Below are 16,001 nucleotides of genomic sequence, written 5' to 3'. Positions count from 1 at the left end.
CGCCGTTTCGCGCGCATGCGCTGGCTGGCGGTGCGCGCGGGCATCCTCTCGGTGGCGATCGCGCTGATCGCCGGCGTGTTCCTGTACTGGCTGCTCACCAGCATCGGCGGTCGCGATCTGCTGCTGGCGCAGATCGTGTCGCGCCTGCCGGAGAACGCCACGCTGTCGTGGCGCAGCGTCGAGGGCCCACTGTCCGGCCCGCTGACGATGAACGGCGTGCGCTTCACCTACGACCGCATCGTGTTCACCGCCGACCGCGTGCACCTGGACCCGGCGATCCGTCCGCTGATCCGCAGGCGCCTGCGCCTGGACGCGTTGCAGATCAGCAATGCGAAGCTGGAGATTCCCAAGAGCGACGAGCCGTTCGAATTGCCGCGCTGGCCCGAGGTGTTGCCGGAGATCGCGCCGCCGCTGGAATTGCAGGCCGACGACGTGCGCGTGGACGGGTTCCTGCTCACGCAGGCGGGCGAGAAGCTGATCGACGTGCGCACGCTGCGCGGCGGCCTCGATGCGCGCCAGGGCGAGCTGCACGTCGAGCACCTCTACGTCGATAGCGATCGCGGCCGCTTCAACCTGCACGGCGACTACGTGCCGCGCAAGGATTACCTCACGAACCTCACCGCGAGCGCCCTGCTCCCGGCCGCCGACGGACGCACGCCGGCGCGCTTCGGGCTGGTCGCGCGCGGCGATCTGTCGCGCATGAACGTCTACATCGCCGGCAATGCGCCGCAACCGCTACGCGCCAGCCTGGTGCTGCACGGACGCGAGCAGCCGAAGTGGCGGGTCGACGCGGATGCGGAAGGACTCGACCTCGGCCTGGTCACCGGCGCGGAAGCCAGCGACGAGGACCGCCCGCTGGTCTTCAGTTTCAGCGCCGACGGCATGGGCGGTTCGGCCGACCTGCGCGGCGAATTCCGCCAGGGTGACCTGGTCGCCACCGTGCTGCCGTCCAAGGTGCGCCTGGAGAACCAGGTGCTGGACGTGCAGCCGCTGGCGCTGCGCATCTTCGGCGGCAGCGCGACGCTGCGCGGTACGGCGGACTTCACCGACGCGGAGAACGCGAAGTTCCGTTTCGCCGCGAACGCACGCGGCCTCACCTTCGGCGGCGAGACCACCACGAACACCGCCACGCCGACGGCGGCTTCGCGGAACCCGCCCGCCAGCATCAGCGCGCAGAAGCTGCGCAAGGTGACCGCGCCCGCGCCGGCCGCACAGACCGAAGCGGTCGCGATCGGCGTCGATGCGGACCTCGGATTCGCCGGCACGTTGAAGTCCTGGGCGGCGATCGGCGACGCCACGCTGAGCCGTGATGGCGAACAGGCCGTAGTGAAGTTCGACGGTCGCGGCAACGACGAGCGCATGACGCTCAAGACGCTGCAGGCGCGCATGCCCAGCGGCACGCTCGACGGCACCGGCACGGTGGCATGGGCGCCGTCGCTGGGCTGGGACATCGATGCGACGCTCGCCGGTTTCGACCCGGGCTACTTCGCCGCCGACTTCAAGGGTTCGGTCAACGGCAAGCTCAAGACGCAGGGCAGCACGCGCGCCGACGGCGGGCTCGACATCAGCGCCACCGCCACCGACCTCAGCGGCCGCCTGCGCGATCGTCCGCTGCGCGGCCAGGGGCGTTTCGCCATGCACGGCGCCGGCACCGCCGGTGGCGAAACCGCGTACGAGGGCGACGTCGCGCTCACGCTCGGCGCCAGCCGCATCGACGCCAACGGCCGCGTTGCCAATGCGCTGGAGATCGACGCGAACCTCGCGCCGCTCGTGCTGTCCGACCTGCTGCCCGGTGGCGCCGGCACGTTGCGCGGCACGCTGCACGTGCGCGGCGCGCGCAATGCGCCGGACATCGACGTCGACCTCACCGGCAGCGCATTGCGCTACGGCGATTACCAGGCGCAGACGCTCACCGCGAAGGGACGCCTGCCGTGGCAACGCGGTAACGGTGCCATTGCGGTGCGCGCGAGCGGGCTGGAAGTCGGCCTGCCGCTGTCCTCGGTGACGCTGGATGCGCGCGGCTCGGTGGAAGCATTGCAAGTGCAGGGCGAAGCGCGCGGCGACATCGGTCAACTCTCGCTTGCGGGCAACGTCGTGCGACGCGGCAATACGTGGCAGGGTGCGCTGTCGGCGTTCCAGCTCACGCCGGTGCGCGGCGCCTCGTGGCGCCTGCGCGAAGCGGCGCGCTTCAGCTGGGACGGTCGCAACGGCTCGCTAAGCAACAGCTGCTTCGTCTCCAGCGGCGGCGGTTCGCTGTGTGCGAACGCCGACTGGCCGCGACGCGGCGTGGCCGTGCGCGGCGACTCGCTGCCGCTCACCCTCATCGTGCCCTACCTGCCCGAACGCGAGGACCAGCGGCCGTGGCTGATCCGCGGCGAGATTTCGCTCGACGGCCAACTGCGTCCGGCCGGCAACGCCTGGGCCGGCAACCTCAACGTGCGCTCCTCCGGCGGCGGCATGAAGAACAGTGAGCGCTCGCGTCGCGAAGTGCTCAGTTACGAGAACCTCGCGTTGGAAGCGACGTTCGACCCGCGCCGCATCAACGCCGAACTCACTACCGCCTTCAACAGCGGCGGCCGCATCGACGCACGCGTCACCACGGGCTGGGACGACTACGCGCCGCTGTCCGGCCAGGTGTCGGTGAACACCTCCGAGCTGGTGTGGCTGGAGCTGTTCTCGCCCGACATCATGGAGCCCAAGGGCAACCTCGACGCGCGCATCACGCTCGGCGGGACGCGCGCGCGTCCGCAGCTGGGCGGCCAGGCGCGGCTGACGCAGTTCAGCACCGAGATCCCGTCGCTGGCGATCCTGCTGGACGACGGCGATGTGCGCCTGGACGCGCTGCCCGACGGCACCGCGCGCATCTCCGGCCACATCCGCTCCGGCGAAGGCCGGCTCAACGTCGACGGTTCGCTCAACTGGCAGAACACGGACGCGCCGCTGCTGCTCACCGCGAAGGGCCAGAACGTGCTCGTGTCGGACACGCGCGACCTGCATGCCGTCGCCAGCCCTGACGTGCAAGTGCGCTACGCCGCAGGACAGCCGATCACCGTGACGGGCACCGTCACCGTGCCGTCGGCGCGCATCGATCTGGAGCGCCTGGATCAGGGCGTGTCGGCATCGCCCGATGTGGTCGTGCTCGATCCGGAAGATCCGGAAGCCAGTGCCGCATCGCCGCTCGACCTCGACCTGACGCTCGTGCTGGGCGACGACGTGCAGCTCAACGGCTTCGGCCTGGAAGGCGGACTCGGTGGCCGCATGCGCGTGCGCTCGCACCCCGGTCGCGAAATGACCGCCAGCGGTCAGCTGCAGGTGCGCGGTCGCTACAAGGCGTACGGACAGAAGCTGGAGATCACGCGCGGCGAGCTGTCGTGGTCGGGCGGTCCGGTGTCGGATCCGATCCTCAACATCCGCGCCGAGCGCGTGGTCGGCGATGTCACCGCCGGCGTCGACATCCGCGGTCGCGCGAGTGCGCCGACGGCGAACGTGTGGTCCGATCCGGCCAGCTCGCAATCCGAAGCGCTGGCCTACCTCACGCTCGGCCGCCCGCTCGCCAGCGCGAGCAGCGACGAAAGCCGCCAGGTGAATGCCGCCAGCGCCGCGCTGTCGGCCGGCGGCAGCCTGATCGCTTCGCAGCTGGGCGCCAAGCTCGGCCTCGACGATGCGGGCGTGAGCGACAGCCGCGCGCTCGGCGGCAGCGTGCTCGGCTTCGGCAAGCACATCTCGCCGCGTCTCTACGTGGGCTATGGCGTCTCGCTGCTCGGCACCGGCCAGGTGTTGATGCTGAAATACCTGCTGCGCAAGGGCTTCGACGTGCAGATCGAGTCGAGCACGGTGGAGAACCGGGCATCGCTCAACTGGCGCAAGGAAAAGTGAGCACGTTCTAGTTCGTCCCGTTCCACGCTGGAACCAACGCAAGGGATCCTGGTGACATGCAGGTGCTTCAGACGCAACGACTCTCGCTACGCCAGATGGAGCCGCGCGACGCGCCCTTCATCCTGGAGCTGCTGACCGACCCGGCCTTCCTGGCGAACATCGGCGATCGCGGCGTGCACGACCTGGACAGCGCTGGCGAATACATCGACCGCTGGCGCGCGAACTACGCACGCGACGGCTACGGGATGTGGCTCATCGAGCTGCGCGGGACGGACGAGCTCATCGGCATGGCCGGCATCGTGCGTCGCGACACCCTGCCCTCGCCCGACATCGGCTACGCGCTGTTGCCGCGCCATCGGTCGAAGGGCTATGCGGTGGAGACCTGCGGCGCCGTTCGCGATTACGCGATGCAGGTTCTGGGCATGCCGGAACTGCTGGCGATCGTCTCGCCCGGAAACGCCGCGTCGGTGAAGGTGCTGGAGCGCATCGGCCTGCGGTTCAAGGAGACCGTGCGCATGGGCGAGGAAGAGCTGGAGTTGTTTGCGTTGCAGGCCTGACGCCGTCGGTGAAGGCGGCGACTAGTCGTCCGCCATCGCGATACGCACGTCCGGGAACCACAGCTGCGTCCAGCGTTCGCGCTTGGCGTCGGGCGCAAGGCGTTGCGGCGAGGCCGGCTGCTCCGGAGCGAATGCCGCGTCGTCCACCGCACGCACGTTGACCGCCGCGTGCGTGAGCCCCTCGTGTTCGAACATCACCATCACCAGCACCGCGCAATGCGGGCAGGCGATGAAGTCGGCCTGCGCGGAGCCCTGCCGGTACACCACCGCCTCACCGCGCTGGCGCACGCGCAAGGTGCCGTGCGCATCCGACAGCCAGGCGGCGCCGTGCTTGCGGCAGAAGCTGCAATCGCAGGCGCGAGGCGTGAACTCCGATGCGGGCTTGGACAGCGTCATCTCGAACGCGATTCGGCCGCAATGGCAGCCGCCGTGCAGCGGCGCGTTCATGGCGTCACCGCGTAGCGCGCGGCGTGCAGGCCTGGGCGTCCGTCGATCACGTCGGTCCACACGATGTAGGCCGCGCCGTCGACGAGCGCGATCTTCGGCAGTCCCGTGCCGCGTCCTTTACCCTGCAACTTCGCCACGTCGCCGCGTTGCAGCTCGCGCGAGAGGTCCGGCGTATAGCGCGCGAAACGGAGCGTCTGCGCGCCTTCGACCTCGTCCATCCACAGCGCCCACGCGGCGGCGCCGTCGAGCGCGACATCGGCACGTCCCTGCACCGCCTCGCCGTGTTGCAGCGTGAGGGGCGCGGCGAAGGTCGCGCCCGCATCGCCGCTGCGCGCAAGCTTCACCGCCGGCGTGTTGCCGGCGCCTGTGTACCAGGCGACTAGCGCGTTGGTTCCGTCCGTCGCGACGGCCGGGCCATTGACCGGGCACGCCGGCATTTTCCATTCGTCGGCGTGGATGCGCTGCGCGGCCTGCCACTGCGCGCCATCGCCGCGCACGGTGAGGATGTCGCGGATCTCGTCGGGCGTGCGGCCTCGATACACCAGCAGCGGACCGCTGGCGGTGAGCGCGGCGTCGGTCTGGCAGCAATCGCACGTCATCGCGTCGAGTTCGCGCTCGTCGCTGCGCGCGAGCGCGGCGTCGAAGACGGCCGTGCGCAACGTCATCGCGCCGGGCTCGTGCTTCGCGCCGGCTGCCGCGTGGCCGCCGTGGGCGGAATGCCCGCCGCCGCCGGTGTTGCGGCCGTCGAGCCAGGCCAGGCCCAGTCGATCGTTGCCCGCCGGCCACATCGAGACGAACCCGTGTTCGGTCGGCGTGCCGTCGGTGTTCACGGGCATGGGCTTCGACCACGTCGCGCCGCCGTCGGCGGAACGCGCGAGCACGATGTCGTAGGCGTACTTCGCGTCCGCGCTCTTGCGCAGCCAGTGGGCCCACAGCGCGCCGTCGCGCGACATCGCGATGTGCGGTGTGTCGGCCCAGTTCACGAACCAGTCGCCGCCGTGGGCGATCTCGCGGGGCTCGCTCCATGCGCCGTTGGCGTAGCGGGCGAACTTCAAGGTGTGGCGGTTCGGCGAACCTTCTTCGCCGTGCTCGACCCACGACAGCAGCAGGCTGCCGTCGGGCGCGCGCAACAGGTCGGGCTGTGCGGCGGCGGCCGTGGCGTCGATGGGGAGCGGCCAGGGTTCGGCGTTCGCCTGCATTGTCGTTGGGGCGGAGGCGCTCGTGGTCGCCGGTGACGGCGTCGCCGCGGTGGGCGCATTGCGCTCGCACGCGACGCAGGCCAGGAGCGAAAGCGGAAGCAGCAGTCGGAGGGCTTTCATGCGCGAAGGGTACGCCCGCGCTGCGCTGGCTGGAATGGCGGGATTGGGGTGGGGCAAGCGCCATCAGCCTGGGTCCCGGCCTTCGCCGGGATGACGGTGAAACGGGATGACGGGGAAGCTGGGCGCCGCCAGATGGGACCGCCGTGTTCGCGGCGTGTCCGCGTCGGATCACGCCACCCGGGTACGCCGCGCCCGCGTCAGGTGCACCAGCAGCAGCGAGATCGCCGCGGGCGTCATGCCCGGGATGCGCTGCGCCTGGCCCACCGTCTGCGGGCGCACGCGTTCGAGCTTCTGCTGCACTTCCGCCGACAGGCCACGCACGGCGGCGTAGTCGAAGCCGTCGGGGATCGGCGTGGTTTCGTGGCGCTGCTGTCGCGCGATCTCTTCGCGCTGGCGATCGAGGTAGCCGGCGTACTTCACGCCGATCTCCACCTGCTCGGCCACCTCGGCATCGTCGACGCCCGGGCCGAGCGTCGGCACGGTCATCAGCTTTGCGTAATCGAGCTCGGGACGCTTGAGCAAGTCGCGCGCATTGGTCTCGCGGCTGATCTCGATGCCCAGCACGTCCATCGCCTCGCGACCGAGCGCGTTGTTCGGCGCGGCCCACACCGCGCCGAGGCGGTCGTTCTCGCGCGTGACGGCTTCGCGCTTGGCGTCGAAACGCGACCAGCGCGCGTCGTCGACCAGGCCCAGCTCGCGGCCCACCGGCGTCAGGCGCAGATCGGCGTTGTCCTCGCGCAGCTGCAGGCGGTACTCGGCGCGCGAGGTGAACATGCGGTACGGCTCGCTGGTGCCGTGCGTGGTGAGGTCGTCGACGAGCACGCCCAGGTAGGCCTCGTCGCGGCGCGGGCTCCAACCCTCCAAACCGCGCACGGAACGCGCCGCGTTGACGCCGGCCAGCAGGCCCTGCGCGGCGGCTTCCTCGTAACCGGTGGTGCCGTTGATCTGGCCGGCGAAGAACAGGCCGGCGACGGACTTGGTTTCCAGCGTGGTCTTCAGGCCGCGCGGATCGAAGAAGTCGTACTCGATGGCATAACCGGCGCGCGTGATGTGCGCGTTCTCGAAGCCGCGGATCGAGCGCACCAGCTCCAGCTGCACGTCGAACGGCAGCGAGGTGGAGATGCCGTTGGGGTAGATCTCCACGACCTCCAGCCCTTCGGGTTCGACGAAGATCTGGTGGCTGGCCTTCTCGGCGAAGCGGACCACCTTGTCCTCGATGGACGGGCAGTAGCGCGGGCCGATCCCTTCGATCTGGCCGGTGTACAGCGGCGAGCGATCGAGCGCGCCGCGGATGATTTCGTGCGTGCGCTCGGAGGTGTGCGTGATCCAGCACGAGACCTGGCGCGGGTGGTCGGCGGTGGAGCCCATGAAGGACATCACCGGACGCGGATCGTCGCCGGGCTGTTCCTCCATCACCGAATAGTCGAGCGTGCGGCCGTCGATGCGCGGCGGCGTGCCGGTCTTGAGGCGGTCGACCACGAACGGGCCTTCGCGCAACTTGTGCGCCAGCGCGACCGCGGGCGGGTCGCCGGCACGGCCGGCGGCGTAGGTGGTCTGGCCGACATGAACCTTGCCGGCGAGGAAGGTGCCAGCGGTGAGCACAACGGCGGGCGCCTCGAAACGCAGGCCGGTCTGGGTGACCACGGCGGTCACTTTTCCGCCTTCAAAAGCGATGTCGTCCACCGCGGCCTGGAACAGCGTCAGGTTCGGCTGGCTCTCCACGGCGCGGCGGATGAAGGCGCGATACAGCGCGCGATCGGCCTGGCAGCGCGTGGCACGCACCGCCGGGCCCTTGCTCGCGTTGAGCCGGCGCCACTGGATGCCGGCCGCGTCGGCGGCGCGCGCCATGACGCCGCCCAGAGCGTCGATTTCCTTCACCAGATGGCCCTTGCCGATGCCGCCGATGGCCGGGTTGCAGCTCATCGCGCCCACGGTTTCCACCGAATGCGTGAGCAGCAGCGTGCGGGCGCCGGCTCGGGCCGAGGCAAGCGCGGCTTCGGTGCCGGCATGGCCGCCGCCGACCACGATCACGTCGTATTGGTAGAAGTTCTGGCTCATCGTTCTGTTCGGGAAGCCGCGCCAGACAAGGCGCTCCGGGCGCGAATTCTAGGTCAGCCCCGGCTCGGCTGCCGCCGAGAATGAATGGGAGGTGAAAGTTGGCACGGTTCCTGCGACATATTCTCTGCACCCAGCGGGGCAGGCGCTAAGCGCCGGCCGGAATTGGAACAGGGGCTGGTCAAGCGCTCGCGGGGGAAGCACGGGGGCCGAATGTCGGGGGACGTTCGGCCCCCTTTTTATTTGCGGCTTTTGGGCCGCGAAATGCGAAAGGCGCCGTTTCCGGCGCCTTTCGTGTTTCCGGTGGGCCGTGACGCCCGACCTGGATGGGCGCCGACGCCCGATGGGGACGGAACAGGGGGGATCCGTGGTTCCTCATCGGGCGCCGACATAGAGCGGTTCGGCTTGGGCCAGCTCTCCGAATTACGTCCAAAAGCGACGCAATCGGTCAATGACCGCAGATTGCCGTCAGTCGCCCCCGAGCGCAAGGGGAAAAGTGTGACTGCGCCCGAGAGCCCGCAAACCCGCTTACCGCTCGTGTTCCTGGACGCCGCGGGAATTCTTGACGCGCGGCGGCGGCATGCGCGAAGCCGGCTCCGCCGATGCGCGCGGCGGCTGGCTCATGCGCGGCGGCTGCGCCGGACGTGGTCCGTTGTTGCCCGGCATCGGCCCTTGCTGGCCGACGCCCGGATTGGGACCGGACCAGCGCTGGCCATTGCCGCGCCCGTCCCAACGCTGGCCATTGCCGCGGCCGTCCCCGCGATGGCCCTGATCGTGACCATGGCCATCCCAGCGCTGGCCGGGGTGGCGGTCGTAGCGATACGGGTAGCGGTACACGGGATAGCGCGGATAGGCGTAGTACGGATAGCCGTAATAGCCGTAGCGGTACGGGTTGCCCCAGTAGCCGCCGCCGTAGCCGTAGTACGGATAGCTGTAGCCCGGATAGCCGTAGCTGTAGCCGCCGTAATAGCGGTATTCGACACTCGGTCGGCCGTAGTAGTAGTCGCCGCCGGCGCCGACCGGACGGTAGGTGTAGCCGGTGACGCAGCCGGCCAGCAATGTGGTGGCCAGTGCGGGCAGAAGCAGTTTGCGGATCATGGTCGGACCCCCCAGGGTATGGCGCCAGCTTCGGGCCGCGGCTTTGAACTCGGCCTTAATTGTTCGGGCGTTTCACACCCGCCAAGGCGGGTCGGGCACGGGAGCGCAAGACGCCGCATCCGCGCATTGCCGCATGCTTCGCGCGATGCCAGCATGGCACGCCCTACGCGACGGTCGCGCCCATGAACCTGCATCGCGCCTCCGGTCATTGGCGACTGGGACTCGTGCTCACCCTGATCACCGCCGCCTGCTGGGCGACGCTGCCGGTCGCGCTGAAGCTGGTGCTGCAGTCGCTGGATCCGATCACCCTGACCTGGTTCCGCTTCCTCGTCGCCGCGCTGGTGACCGGCGGCTGGCTGGCATGGCGCGGGCGACTGGGCGGTTATCGCGCGCTCGACGGCCGGGGCTGGTCGATGCTCGGCGTCGCCGCGCTGATGCTGGTGGGCAACTACGTCTTCTACCTGCTCGGCGTGCAGCACACGACGCCGGCCAACGCACAGCTGCTGATCCAGCTGGCGCCGCTGCTGATGGCGATGGGCGGCATCTGGGTGTTCGGCGAGCGTTTCCGCGCAGCGCAGTGGCTCGGCTTGGGGTTGCTGGTGGCGGGCATGGGCCTGTTCTTCGCCGACCAGCTCGCCGCCAGCGCGAAGGCGCCGGGCTATGTACTGGGATCTGCGCTGGTGATCGTCGGCGCGATCGTGTGGGCCGTCTACGCGCTGCTGCAGAAGCAACTGCTCGTGCGCCTGGGCTCGATGCAGATCCTGTTCTTCATCTATGTCTTCGCGAGCATCGCGCTGTTGCCGTTCGCGCATCCGGCCGCGCTGCTCAAGCTCGATGCCCTGCACTGGGCGCTGCTGGCCTACTGCGCCTTCAACACGATCGGCGCGTACGGCGCCTTCGCCGAGGCGCTGGCGCACTGGGAGGCCTCGCGCGTGTCGGCGATCCTCGCCACCACGCCCCTGTTGTGCATCGCGGCCGCCTGGGCGGTGCACGCGCTGTGGCCGCAGTGGCTGGCGCCGGAGCGCATCACGACGCTGGGCTGGATCGGCGCCGCGCTGGTGGTCGCCGGGTCGGCCGCCGTGAGCCTGCTCAACGCCCGTCGATAAGTCCTAACATCGCCTCATGAACGACACCGCCGCCTCCGTCCTGCCCACGTTCGACGACGTCCTGGCCGCCGCCGCCCGCATCGCGCCGCATGCGCACGTCACGCCGGTGCTGCGCTCGCGCACGCTCGACGCGCTGGCCGGCTGCGAGTTGCACTTCAAGGCCGAGCACCTCCAGCGCGCGGGCGCCTTCAAGTTCCGCGGCGCGTGCAATGCGATCTGGTCGCTGGACGAGGCCACTGCCGCGCGCGGCGTGGTCACGCATTCCTCCGGCAACCACGGCGCCGCCCTCGCGCTGGCGGCGCGCACGCGCGGCGTGGCCTGCCATGTGGTCGTGCCCGAAGGCGCGGTCGCGGCCAAGCTGGCGGCGATCGAAGCCTACGGCGCCACCCTGCACCGCTGCGCGCCGACCATCGCCGCGCGCGAGGCCCGCTGCGCGGAGCTGCAAGCGCAACTGGGCGCCGAACTCGTCCACCCCTACACCGACCCGCGCGTGATCGCCGGCCAGGGCACGGCCGCGCTGGAATTGCTGTGCGCGCCCGAACCCTTCGACGCGCTGGTCGTTCCGGTCGGCGGCGGCGGTCTGGCCGCGGGCACCGCGCTGAGCGTGGCCGCGCGCTCGCCGGGCACGCGCCTGTACCTGGCCGAGCCTGCCGGCGCGGCCGAAACGTTCGCCTCGATGCAACGCGGCGAGCGGGTCACCGACTTCACCCCCGACACCGTCTGCGACGGCCTGCGCGGGACGCTGGGCGCGATCAACTTCGCCATGCTGCACGCCCATGGCGCGCAGGTGCTCACGGTGGAGGACACCGACACCGTGGCCGCGATGCGCCTGTTCTGGCAGCGCACCAAGCAGATCGTCGAGCCGTCCTCGGCGGTCGCGCTGGCGGCCGTGCTGGGCTCGCCGGCCCGGTTTGCGGGGCAGCGCGTCGGCGTGGTGCTCTCGGGCGGAAACGTCGATCCGGACGCGTTGCCGGCGCTGTTCGCGCGCGCCTGAACATCGCGTCCCGGTATTTGCTCTATTGTGACGGATTGAACAGAATCGCTTTGCCGATTCTGGCGTGAAGCCATGACGACCGCGCCGCCGCAAGGCGGCACCGGGTGGGGACCCGGGGTCGTCGCGGTGCGCGCCAGCACGGCGGACAACCAGAACGACACTCAGGCCATGGGGGAGGTGGCTGATGGTGGATGTGGAGTTTCGCGTCGTTTCCGACCGGCGCGAAGGACTGCTGTTGGCGCTCGGCCAGGCGGTCATTGCCAGTGGCTTCACCTTGCTGCGCCAGCGCATGGCCGGCGGCACGGACGGTGTCGTGCTGACGATGCTCGTGCGCGGCCCGCAGGCGCACCTGCCGGCACTGGAGGAAACCCTGGGCACGCACCCGCAGGTGCGCAGCTTCGAGGCAACGCGCCCCGAGGGCGAGCCCGAACGCGTGGCGGTTCCGCCGGACGCGGCCGACACGCAGGCACAGGCGCGCGCCAATGCCGTGCCCAGCCTGGCCGATTCGCGCCGCATCGAAGCGTTGCTGCCGCAACTGGCGCACGACTATCCGAACATCTTCGTGCCGCTGCTCGCGCTGGAGCGCGAACTGGCGGCCGACCAGCGCGAACCGGCGCTGCGTTACATCGGCCAGCGCGTCGGCACGTGGGTCTACAAGCGCGATTTCGCCCTCGGCGGCCAGCTGGCGCTGGGCGACGCGGTGCGCCACATCGCGCTGCCTGCGTTGCGCCAGATCGTGCAGGCGGAAATGCATGAGGACGCATTGCGCGTGCGCAACAGCCCCTTCTGCCATCGCGGCGGCCACGGTGCGTGCTGCCATTTCCTGCGCGGCATGCTCGGCGGACTGCTCGGCGGCCCGCACGGCGCGGACGGCCTGCGCGTGGTGGAAACCCATTGTCGCAACACCGGCGCGGAGATCTGCAGCTTCGAATTCCACGACTGAGCTTGCCGAACCAACTAGGGAGGGTTGCGCCGTGCCGCACGATCACGTCGTCCAATGCGTCCATGATCCATTGCTGGTGATCCTGTCGTTCGTGGTGTCCGTGCTGGGCTCGTTCACCGCATTGCAGCTTGCCGTCGCGATTCCGACGGCGCGCTCGGCCGCGCAGCGCTGCAGCGCCATCGTGTCTTCCGGTGCGGTGATGGGCGGCGGGGCCATCTGGTCCATGCACTTCATCGCGATGCTCGCCTGCCGCATGGATCTGGCGGTGTCTTACGACCTGCGCATCACCGTGGCCTCGGCGCTGATCGCGATGGCCGCGTGCATGCTCGGGCTGGCCATCGCCGGCGTGGGCCGCTTCGGCTGGGGCAAGGTGTTCGCGGCCGGCATGTTCATGGGCCTGGGCATCACCGGCATGCACTACACCGGCATGAAGGCGATGCTGATGCCGGCGACGATCCGCTACGACATGACGCTGGTCGCGACATCCGGCGTGATTGCGGTCGTCGCCTCGATCGTCGCACTGTGGCTGGCGTTCAACCTGCGCGGCTGGGTGCAGCGGCTGGGCAGCGCGCTGGCGATGGGCGTGGCGGTGTGCGGCATGCACTACACCGGCATGCGCGCGGCGAGCTTCGTGCCGCGCGAAGACGCCATCGTCGCGACGGGACTGAGCGGGGCGCACCTGGGCACGGGCCTGTTCGCGGTGACCACGCTGCTGCTGGCGACGGTGCTCTCGATCAGCCTCGTCCGCCAGCGCCAGCGCGACGCCGTGCGGATCTGAGTCAAGCCGGTGTGAAGACCGGTGAACGCGCCCGGCCCCCGCCATGCCAGGTGCGGGCTGTGCGCATTTATGGCGCCCATCACGGTCGTGGCCGCGTGGGCGCCGGCTATCATGTCGATCCGCTGCTGCGCCCCACGGCGCGGCGAATCGGCAAGGACATGCGATGAAGATCGACGGCACCCGCACCAACGACCGCGCCACCGAGCTGATCCTGGCCTACTACGCCGCATTCAACCGCGGTGACTGGGACGGCATGCTCGCGCTGCTCGGCGACGAGGTGGTGCACGACCTGAACCAGGGCCCGCGCGAGATCGGCCGCGAGGCGTTCTCCTCGTTCCTGCAGCGCATGCACCGCAGCTACCGCGAGCAACTGCACGACATCGTGGTGATGGTCTCGCCCGATGGCGCCCGCGCCGCGGCGGAGTACATCGTGCACGGCGAATACCTGGCCGACGACAGCGGCCTTCCGCCCGCGCACGGCCAGAAGTACGTCTTGCCGGGCGGCGCGTTCTTCGAAGTGCGCGAGGGACGCATCCACCGCGTGAGCAACTACTACAACCTCGAGGACTGGATCGCGCAGGTCGGCTGACGGCGCGCTCCGACGTTTCTTTTACCCCGGCTTCGCTACAGAAGCCGGATGCAAGGATGGCTGCGATCTCCGGCCCTGTGGACCGCCGCGTTGGCGACGGTGCTGGCGCTCGCCTTCCTGGGCTCGCGCGGTCTGTGGGAACCGGACGAGGGTCGCTACACCAACGTCGCGCTGAACATGCTCGACAGCGGCGACTGGCTCAGTCCGCGCCGCAACGACGAAGTCGGCCACTGGACCAAGCCGCCGCTGACCTACTGGGCGATCGCCGCCAGCGTGGCGGTGTTCGGCCCGGTTGAATGGGCCGCGCGACTGCCCGCCGCGCTGTCGTACCTGATGTGCGTGTGGCTGTGCTGGCGCATCGCGGCGCGGTTGGCGCCGGGCACGCGGGCGGCCGCGCCGGTCGTGTACGCGACGATGCTGTTTCCCTTCGGCGCATCGCAGCTCATCACCACCGATTACCTGCTCGCCGCATGGACCACGCTGGCGATGTGGGCGTTCGTCGAAGCACGCTTCGCCCCTTCGCCCCATCCGCGTCGCTGGATCGCGTTGATGTGGGCGGCGCTGGCGCTGGCCTTCATCACCAAAGGACCGGCGGGATTGTTCCCCTTGCCGGTGGTGCTGCTGTTCGATTTCCTCCTGCCGGGACGGCGCGCGCATCGCGTGCTGCAGTGGTTCGGGATGCTGCTGTTCGCGTTGCTTGCGTTGCCGTGGTACGTGGCGGTGTTTCACGGCAATCCGGGGCTGTTCGAATACTTCGTCGGCGACGAACTGGTCAACCGCATGACCACCGGCGAGTTCGGCCGCCACGCCGAGTGGTACGGCTGGATCGAGATCTACGTGCCCACGTTGATCCTCGGCACGCTGCCGTGGACACCGACGCTGTGGCGCTGGGCGCGCGGACTTCCAGCGTTGGTGCGTCCATGGTGGAAGGATCCGCAACGGCGTCAGCGCGATGCGCACTGGCTGCTGCTCGTGCTGTGGCTGCTGTTGCCGCTGCTGGTGTTCTGCTTCGCGCGCTCGCGCATGCCGTTGTACGTGCTGCCGCTGTTCGTGCCGATGGCGGTGATCGTCGCGCTGCAATGGACGCGCGAGGACCGCCACCTGCCGCCATGGCCGCGCCTGCTCGCATGGGCCGTGCTGTTGCTGGCGATGAAGCTCGCCGCCGCGTGGTGGCCGACGCACAAGAACGCCGACGCCTGGGCCGAAGCGATCACCGCGCGCGCGCCGGGGCCGATCCACGAGGTTGTCTTCGTCGAGGACATGGCGCGCTACGGGCTGCACCTGGCGTTAGGGGCCGAGATCGAGAAGATCTCCCTGGATGCACTCCAGCAGCCGCGCTTCAACCCGCCTTACGACGAGCCGCTGGCCGTGGAGCTCGCCGAGCACGAAGCCGGCGTCGTCTGGATCTGCAAGCAGGCCGACTGGAAGACGGTGCGCGAGCGCATCCAAGCCTACGGCTATCGTGCGATCCCGCTGGGCGAGCCGTTCGAGCGGCGTGTGATGTTCCGCGTCGAACCGCGGCGTCAGCGCGGTGAGGACGCGCCCGGCGCGAGGTAATCCAAGCCCTGGCTCAGCAGCAGCCGCATCACGGATGCGCGTTCGGCCACGGGTCGCGATTGCATCGCGTCCATCAGCCAGCCGACCGAACGGCAGCGTGCATCGTGATCCCCGCCATTGAGTCCGGCGAGGAAGCCGTCGTTGAGCAGCGCCGCGCGCACGCCCGCGGCCTTGAGCGACTGCATCGCGGTGCCGGCGTCGTAGGGTTGGCGCGGGCTCTGCGCGGCGGTGATGAAGAAGTCGGTCGCCGCATCGGCGAAACGCAGGCGGCTTTGTTCGCTCAGCTGTGAGGCGATGCGGTTGTAGCCCTCCAGGCTGCGCTCCGCGTTCGGATCGAACAGCGCGCACAGCGTGCGCGAATCCTGCGGCGAGTTCGCACTGGCATGCACCGCCTGGAACAGCCCGTCCACGCTCGCATCCGGCGCGCGCAACAGCAGCTCGCGACCGTCGGCGAGCAGCGCGCCGGGATCGAAGCCCCAGTCGCTGAGGTCCTGCGCGGCGACAGGCGCCGTCACCAGGCCGATGAGGAGGGGCACAAGAATGTGGCGTCGGGCACGTGCCATGGACGGTTCGCTTTGGTGGTCATCGACGGAAGGATCGTAGAGGGGCCTGGCTGAACGTCGCGACGGCGGCGTGCACGGCGCCGTGGCGACGTCCAGGCCCCGGTCTCGAGCGCACTCCT

Annotated in this window: 13 protein-coding genes; 8 read left to right on the top strand and 5 right to left on the bottom strand. The window is 69.8% G+C overall.

The features are described from left to right. Positions 1 to 15: 15 nt before the first annotated feature. Together JI752_RS14085 and JI752_RS14080 are read left to right on the top strand one after the other, a co-directional pair. Complete coding sequence (locus JI752_RS14085; RefSeq protein ID WP_345777362.1) at positions 16 to 3,876, top strand: translocation/assembly module TamB domain-containing protein; 3,861 nt, start codon at positions 16 to 18, stop codon at positions 3,874 to 3,876. A gap of 56 nt (positions 3,877 to 3,932) precedes the next feature. Further along, positions 3,933 to 4,433 carry a GNAT family N-acetyltransferase gene (locus tag JI752_RS14080; RefSeq protein ID WP_216965118.1) on the top strand — a complete coding sequence of 167 codons (501 nt, stop codon included), beginning with the start codon at positions 3,933 to 3,935 and terminating at the stop codon, positions 4,431 to 4,433. A gap of 21 nt (positions 4,434 to 4,454) precedes the next feature. Here the strand turns inward: JI752_RS14080 and JI752_RS14075 are convergent, their stop codons facing one another. From JI752_RS14075 to JI752_RS14060, 4 genes are all read right to left on the bottom strand, one after another. After that, a complete protein-coding gene (locus JI752_RS14075; protein ID WP_216965116.1) occupies positions 4,455 to 4,880 on the bottom strand; it encodes an aldehyde-activating protein in 426 nt (141 codons plus the stop codon). Continuing rightward, positions 4,877 to 6,199 carry a sialidase family protein gene (locus JI752_RS14070; RefSeq protein ID WP_216965114.1) on the bottom strand — a complete coding sequence of 441 codons (1,323 nt, stop codon included), beginning with the start codon at positions 6,197 to 6,199 and terminating at the stop codon, positions 4,877 to 4,879. Before JI752_RS14070 ends, JI752_RS14075 begins: the two co-directional genes overlap by 4 nt. A gap of 168 nt (positions 6,200 to 6,367) precedes the next feature. Then, the gene (gene mnmG, locus JI752_RS14065; protein ID WP_216965112.1) at positions 6,368 to 8,257 is read right to left on the bottom strand and encodes a tRNA uridine-5-carboxymethylaminomethyl(34) synthesis enzyme MnmG; all 1,890 of its coding nucleotides are present in this window, start codon (positions 8,255 to 8,257) and stop codon (positions 6,368 to 6,370) included. 525 nt (positions 8,258 to 8,782) lie between these two features. Continuing rightward, positions 8,783 to 9,352, bottom strand: coding sequence for a hypothetical protein (locus tag JI752_RS14060; protein ID WP_254200786.1), 570 nt, complete (start codon positions 9,350 to 9,352; stop codon positions 8,783 to 8,785). 182 nt (positions 9,353 to 9,534) lie between these two features. Between JI752_RS14060 and JI752_RS14055 the strand changes: the two genes are divergently transcribed. From JI752_RS14055 to JI752_RS14030, 6 genes are all read left to right on the top strand, one after another. Continuing rightward, a complete protein-coding gene (locus tag JI752_RS14055; RefSeq protein ID WP_216965110.1) occupies positions 9,535 to 10,458 on the top strand; it encodes a DMT family transporter in 924 nt (307 codons plus the stop codon). Positions 10,459 to 10,474: 16 nt separating this feature from the next. Beyond that, a complete protein-coding gene (locus JI752_RS14050) occupies positions 10,475 to 11,452 on the top strand; it encodes a pyridoxal-phosphate dependent enzyme (protein WP_216965109.1) in 978 nt (325 codons plus the stop codon). Positions 11,453 to 11,639: 187 nt separating this feature from the next. Next, positions 11,640 to 12,395, top strand: a complete 756-nt coding sequence (locus JI752_RS19545; protein WP_216965107.1) for a V4R domain-containing protein — start codon at positions 11,640 to 11,642, stop codon at positions 12,393 to 12,395. 31 nt (positions 12,396 to 12,426) lie between these two features. Then, positions 12,427 to 13,173 (top strand): MHYT domain-containing protein, encoded by a 747-nt coding sequence (locus tag JI752_RS14040; protein WP_216965105.1) that lies wholly within the window; start codon positions 12,427 to 12,429, stop codon positions 13,171 to 13,173. Positions 13,174 to 13,336: 163 nt separating this feature from the next. Beyond that, positions 13,337 to 13,762 carry a ketosteroid isomerase-related protein gene (locus tag JI752_RS14035; protein ID WP_216965103.1) on the top strand — a complete coding sequence of 142 codons (426 nt, stop codon included), beginning with the start codon at positions 13,337 to 13,339 and terminating at the stop codon, positions 13,760 to 13,762. Between the two features lie 48 nt (positions 13,763 to 13,810). Beyond that, complete coding sequence (locus tag JI752_RS14030; RefSeq protein ID WP_216965101.1) at positions 13,811 to 15,319, top strand: glycosyltransferase family 39 protein; 1,509 nt, start codon at positions 13,811 to 13,813, stop codon at positions 15,317 to 15,319. Here JI752_RS14030 and JI752_RS14025 read toward each other — a convergent pair. After that, positions 15,286 to 15,882 carry a hypothetical protein gene (locus JI752_RS14025; protein ID WP_216965099.1) on the bottom strand — a complete coding sequence of 199 codons (597 nt, stop codon included), beginning with the start codon at positions 15,880 to 15,882 and terminating at the stop codon, positions 15,286 to 15,288. The genes JI752_RS14030 and JI752_RS14025 overlap by 34 nt on opposite strands. Positions 15,883 to 16,001 lie beyond the last annotated feature (119 nt).

This window comes from Lysobacter sp. MMG2, from assembly GCF_016735495.2.
Lineage (GTDB): Bacteria > Pseudomonadota > Gammaproteobacteria > Xanthomonadales > Xanthomonadaceae > Lysobacter_J.
Note: the sequence above shows the minus strand (reverse complement) of the source record. Positions and strands in the feature narration are given on the sequence as shown.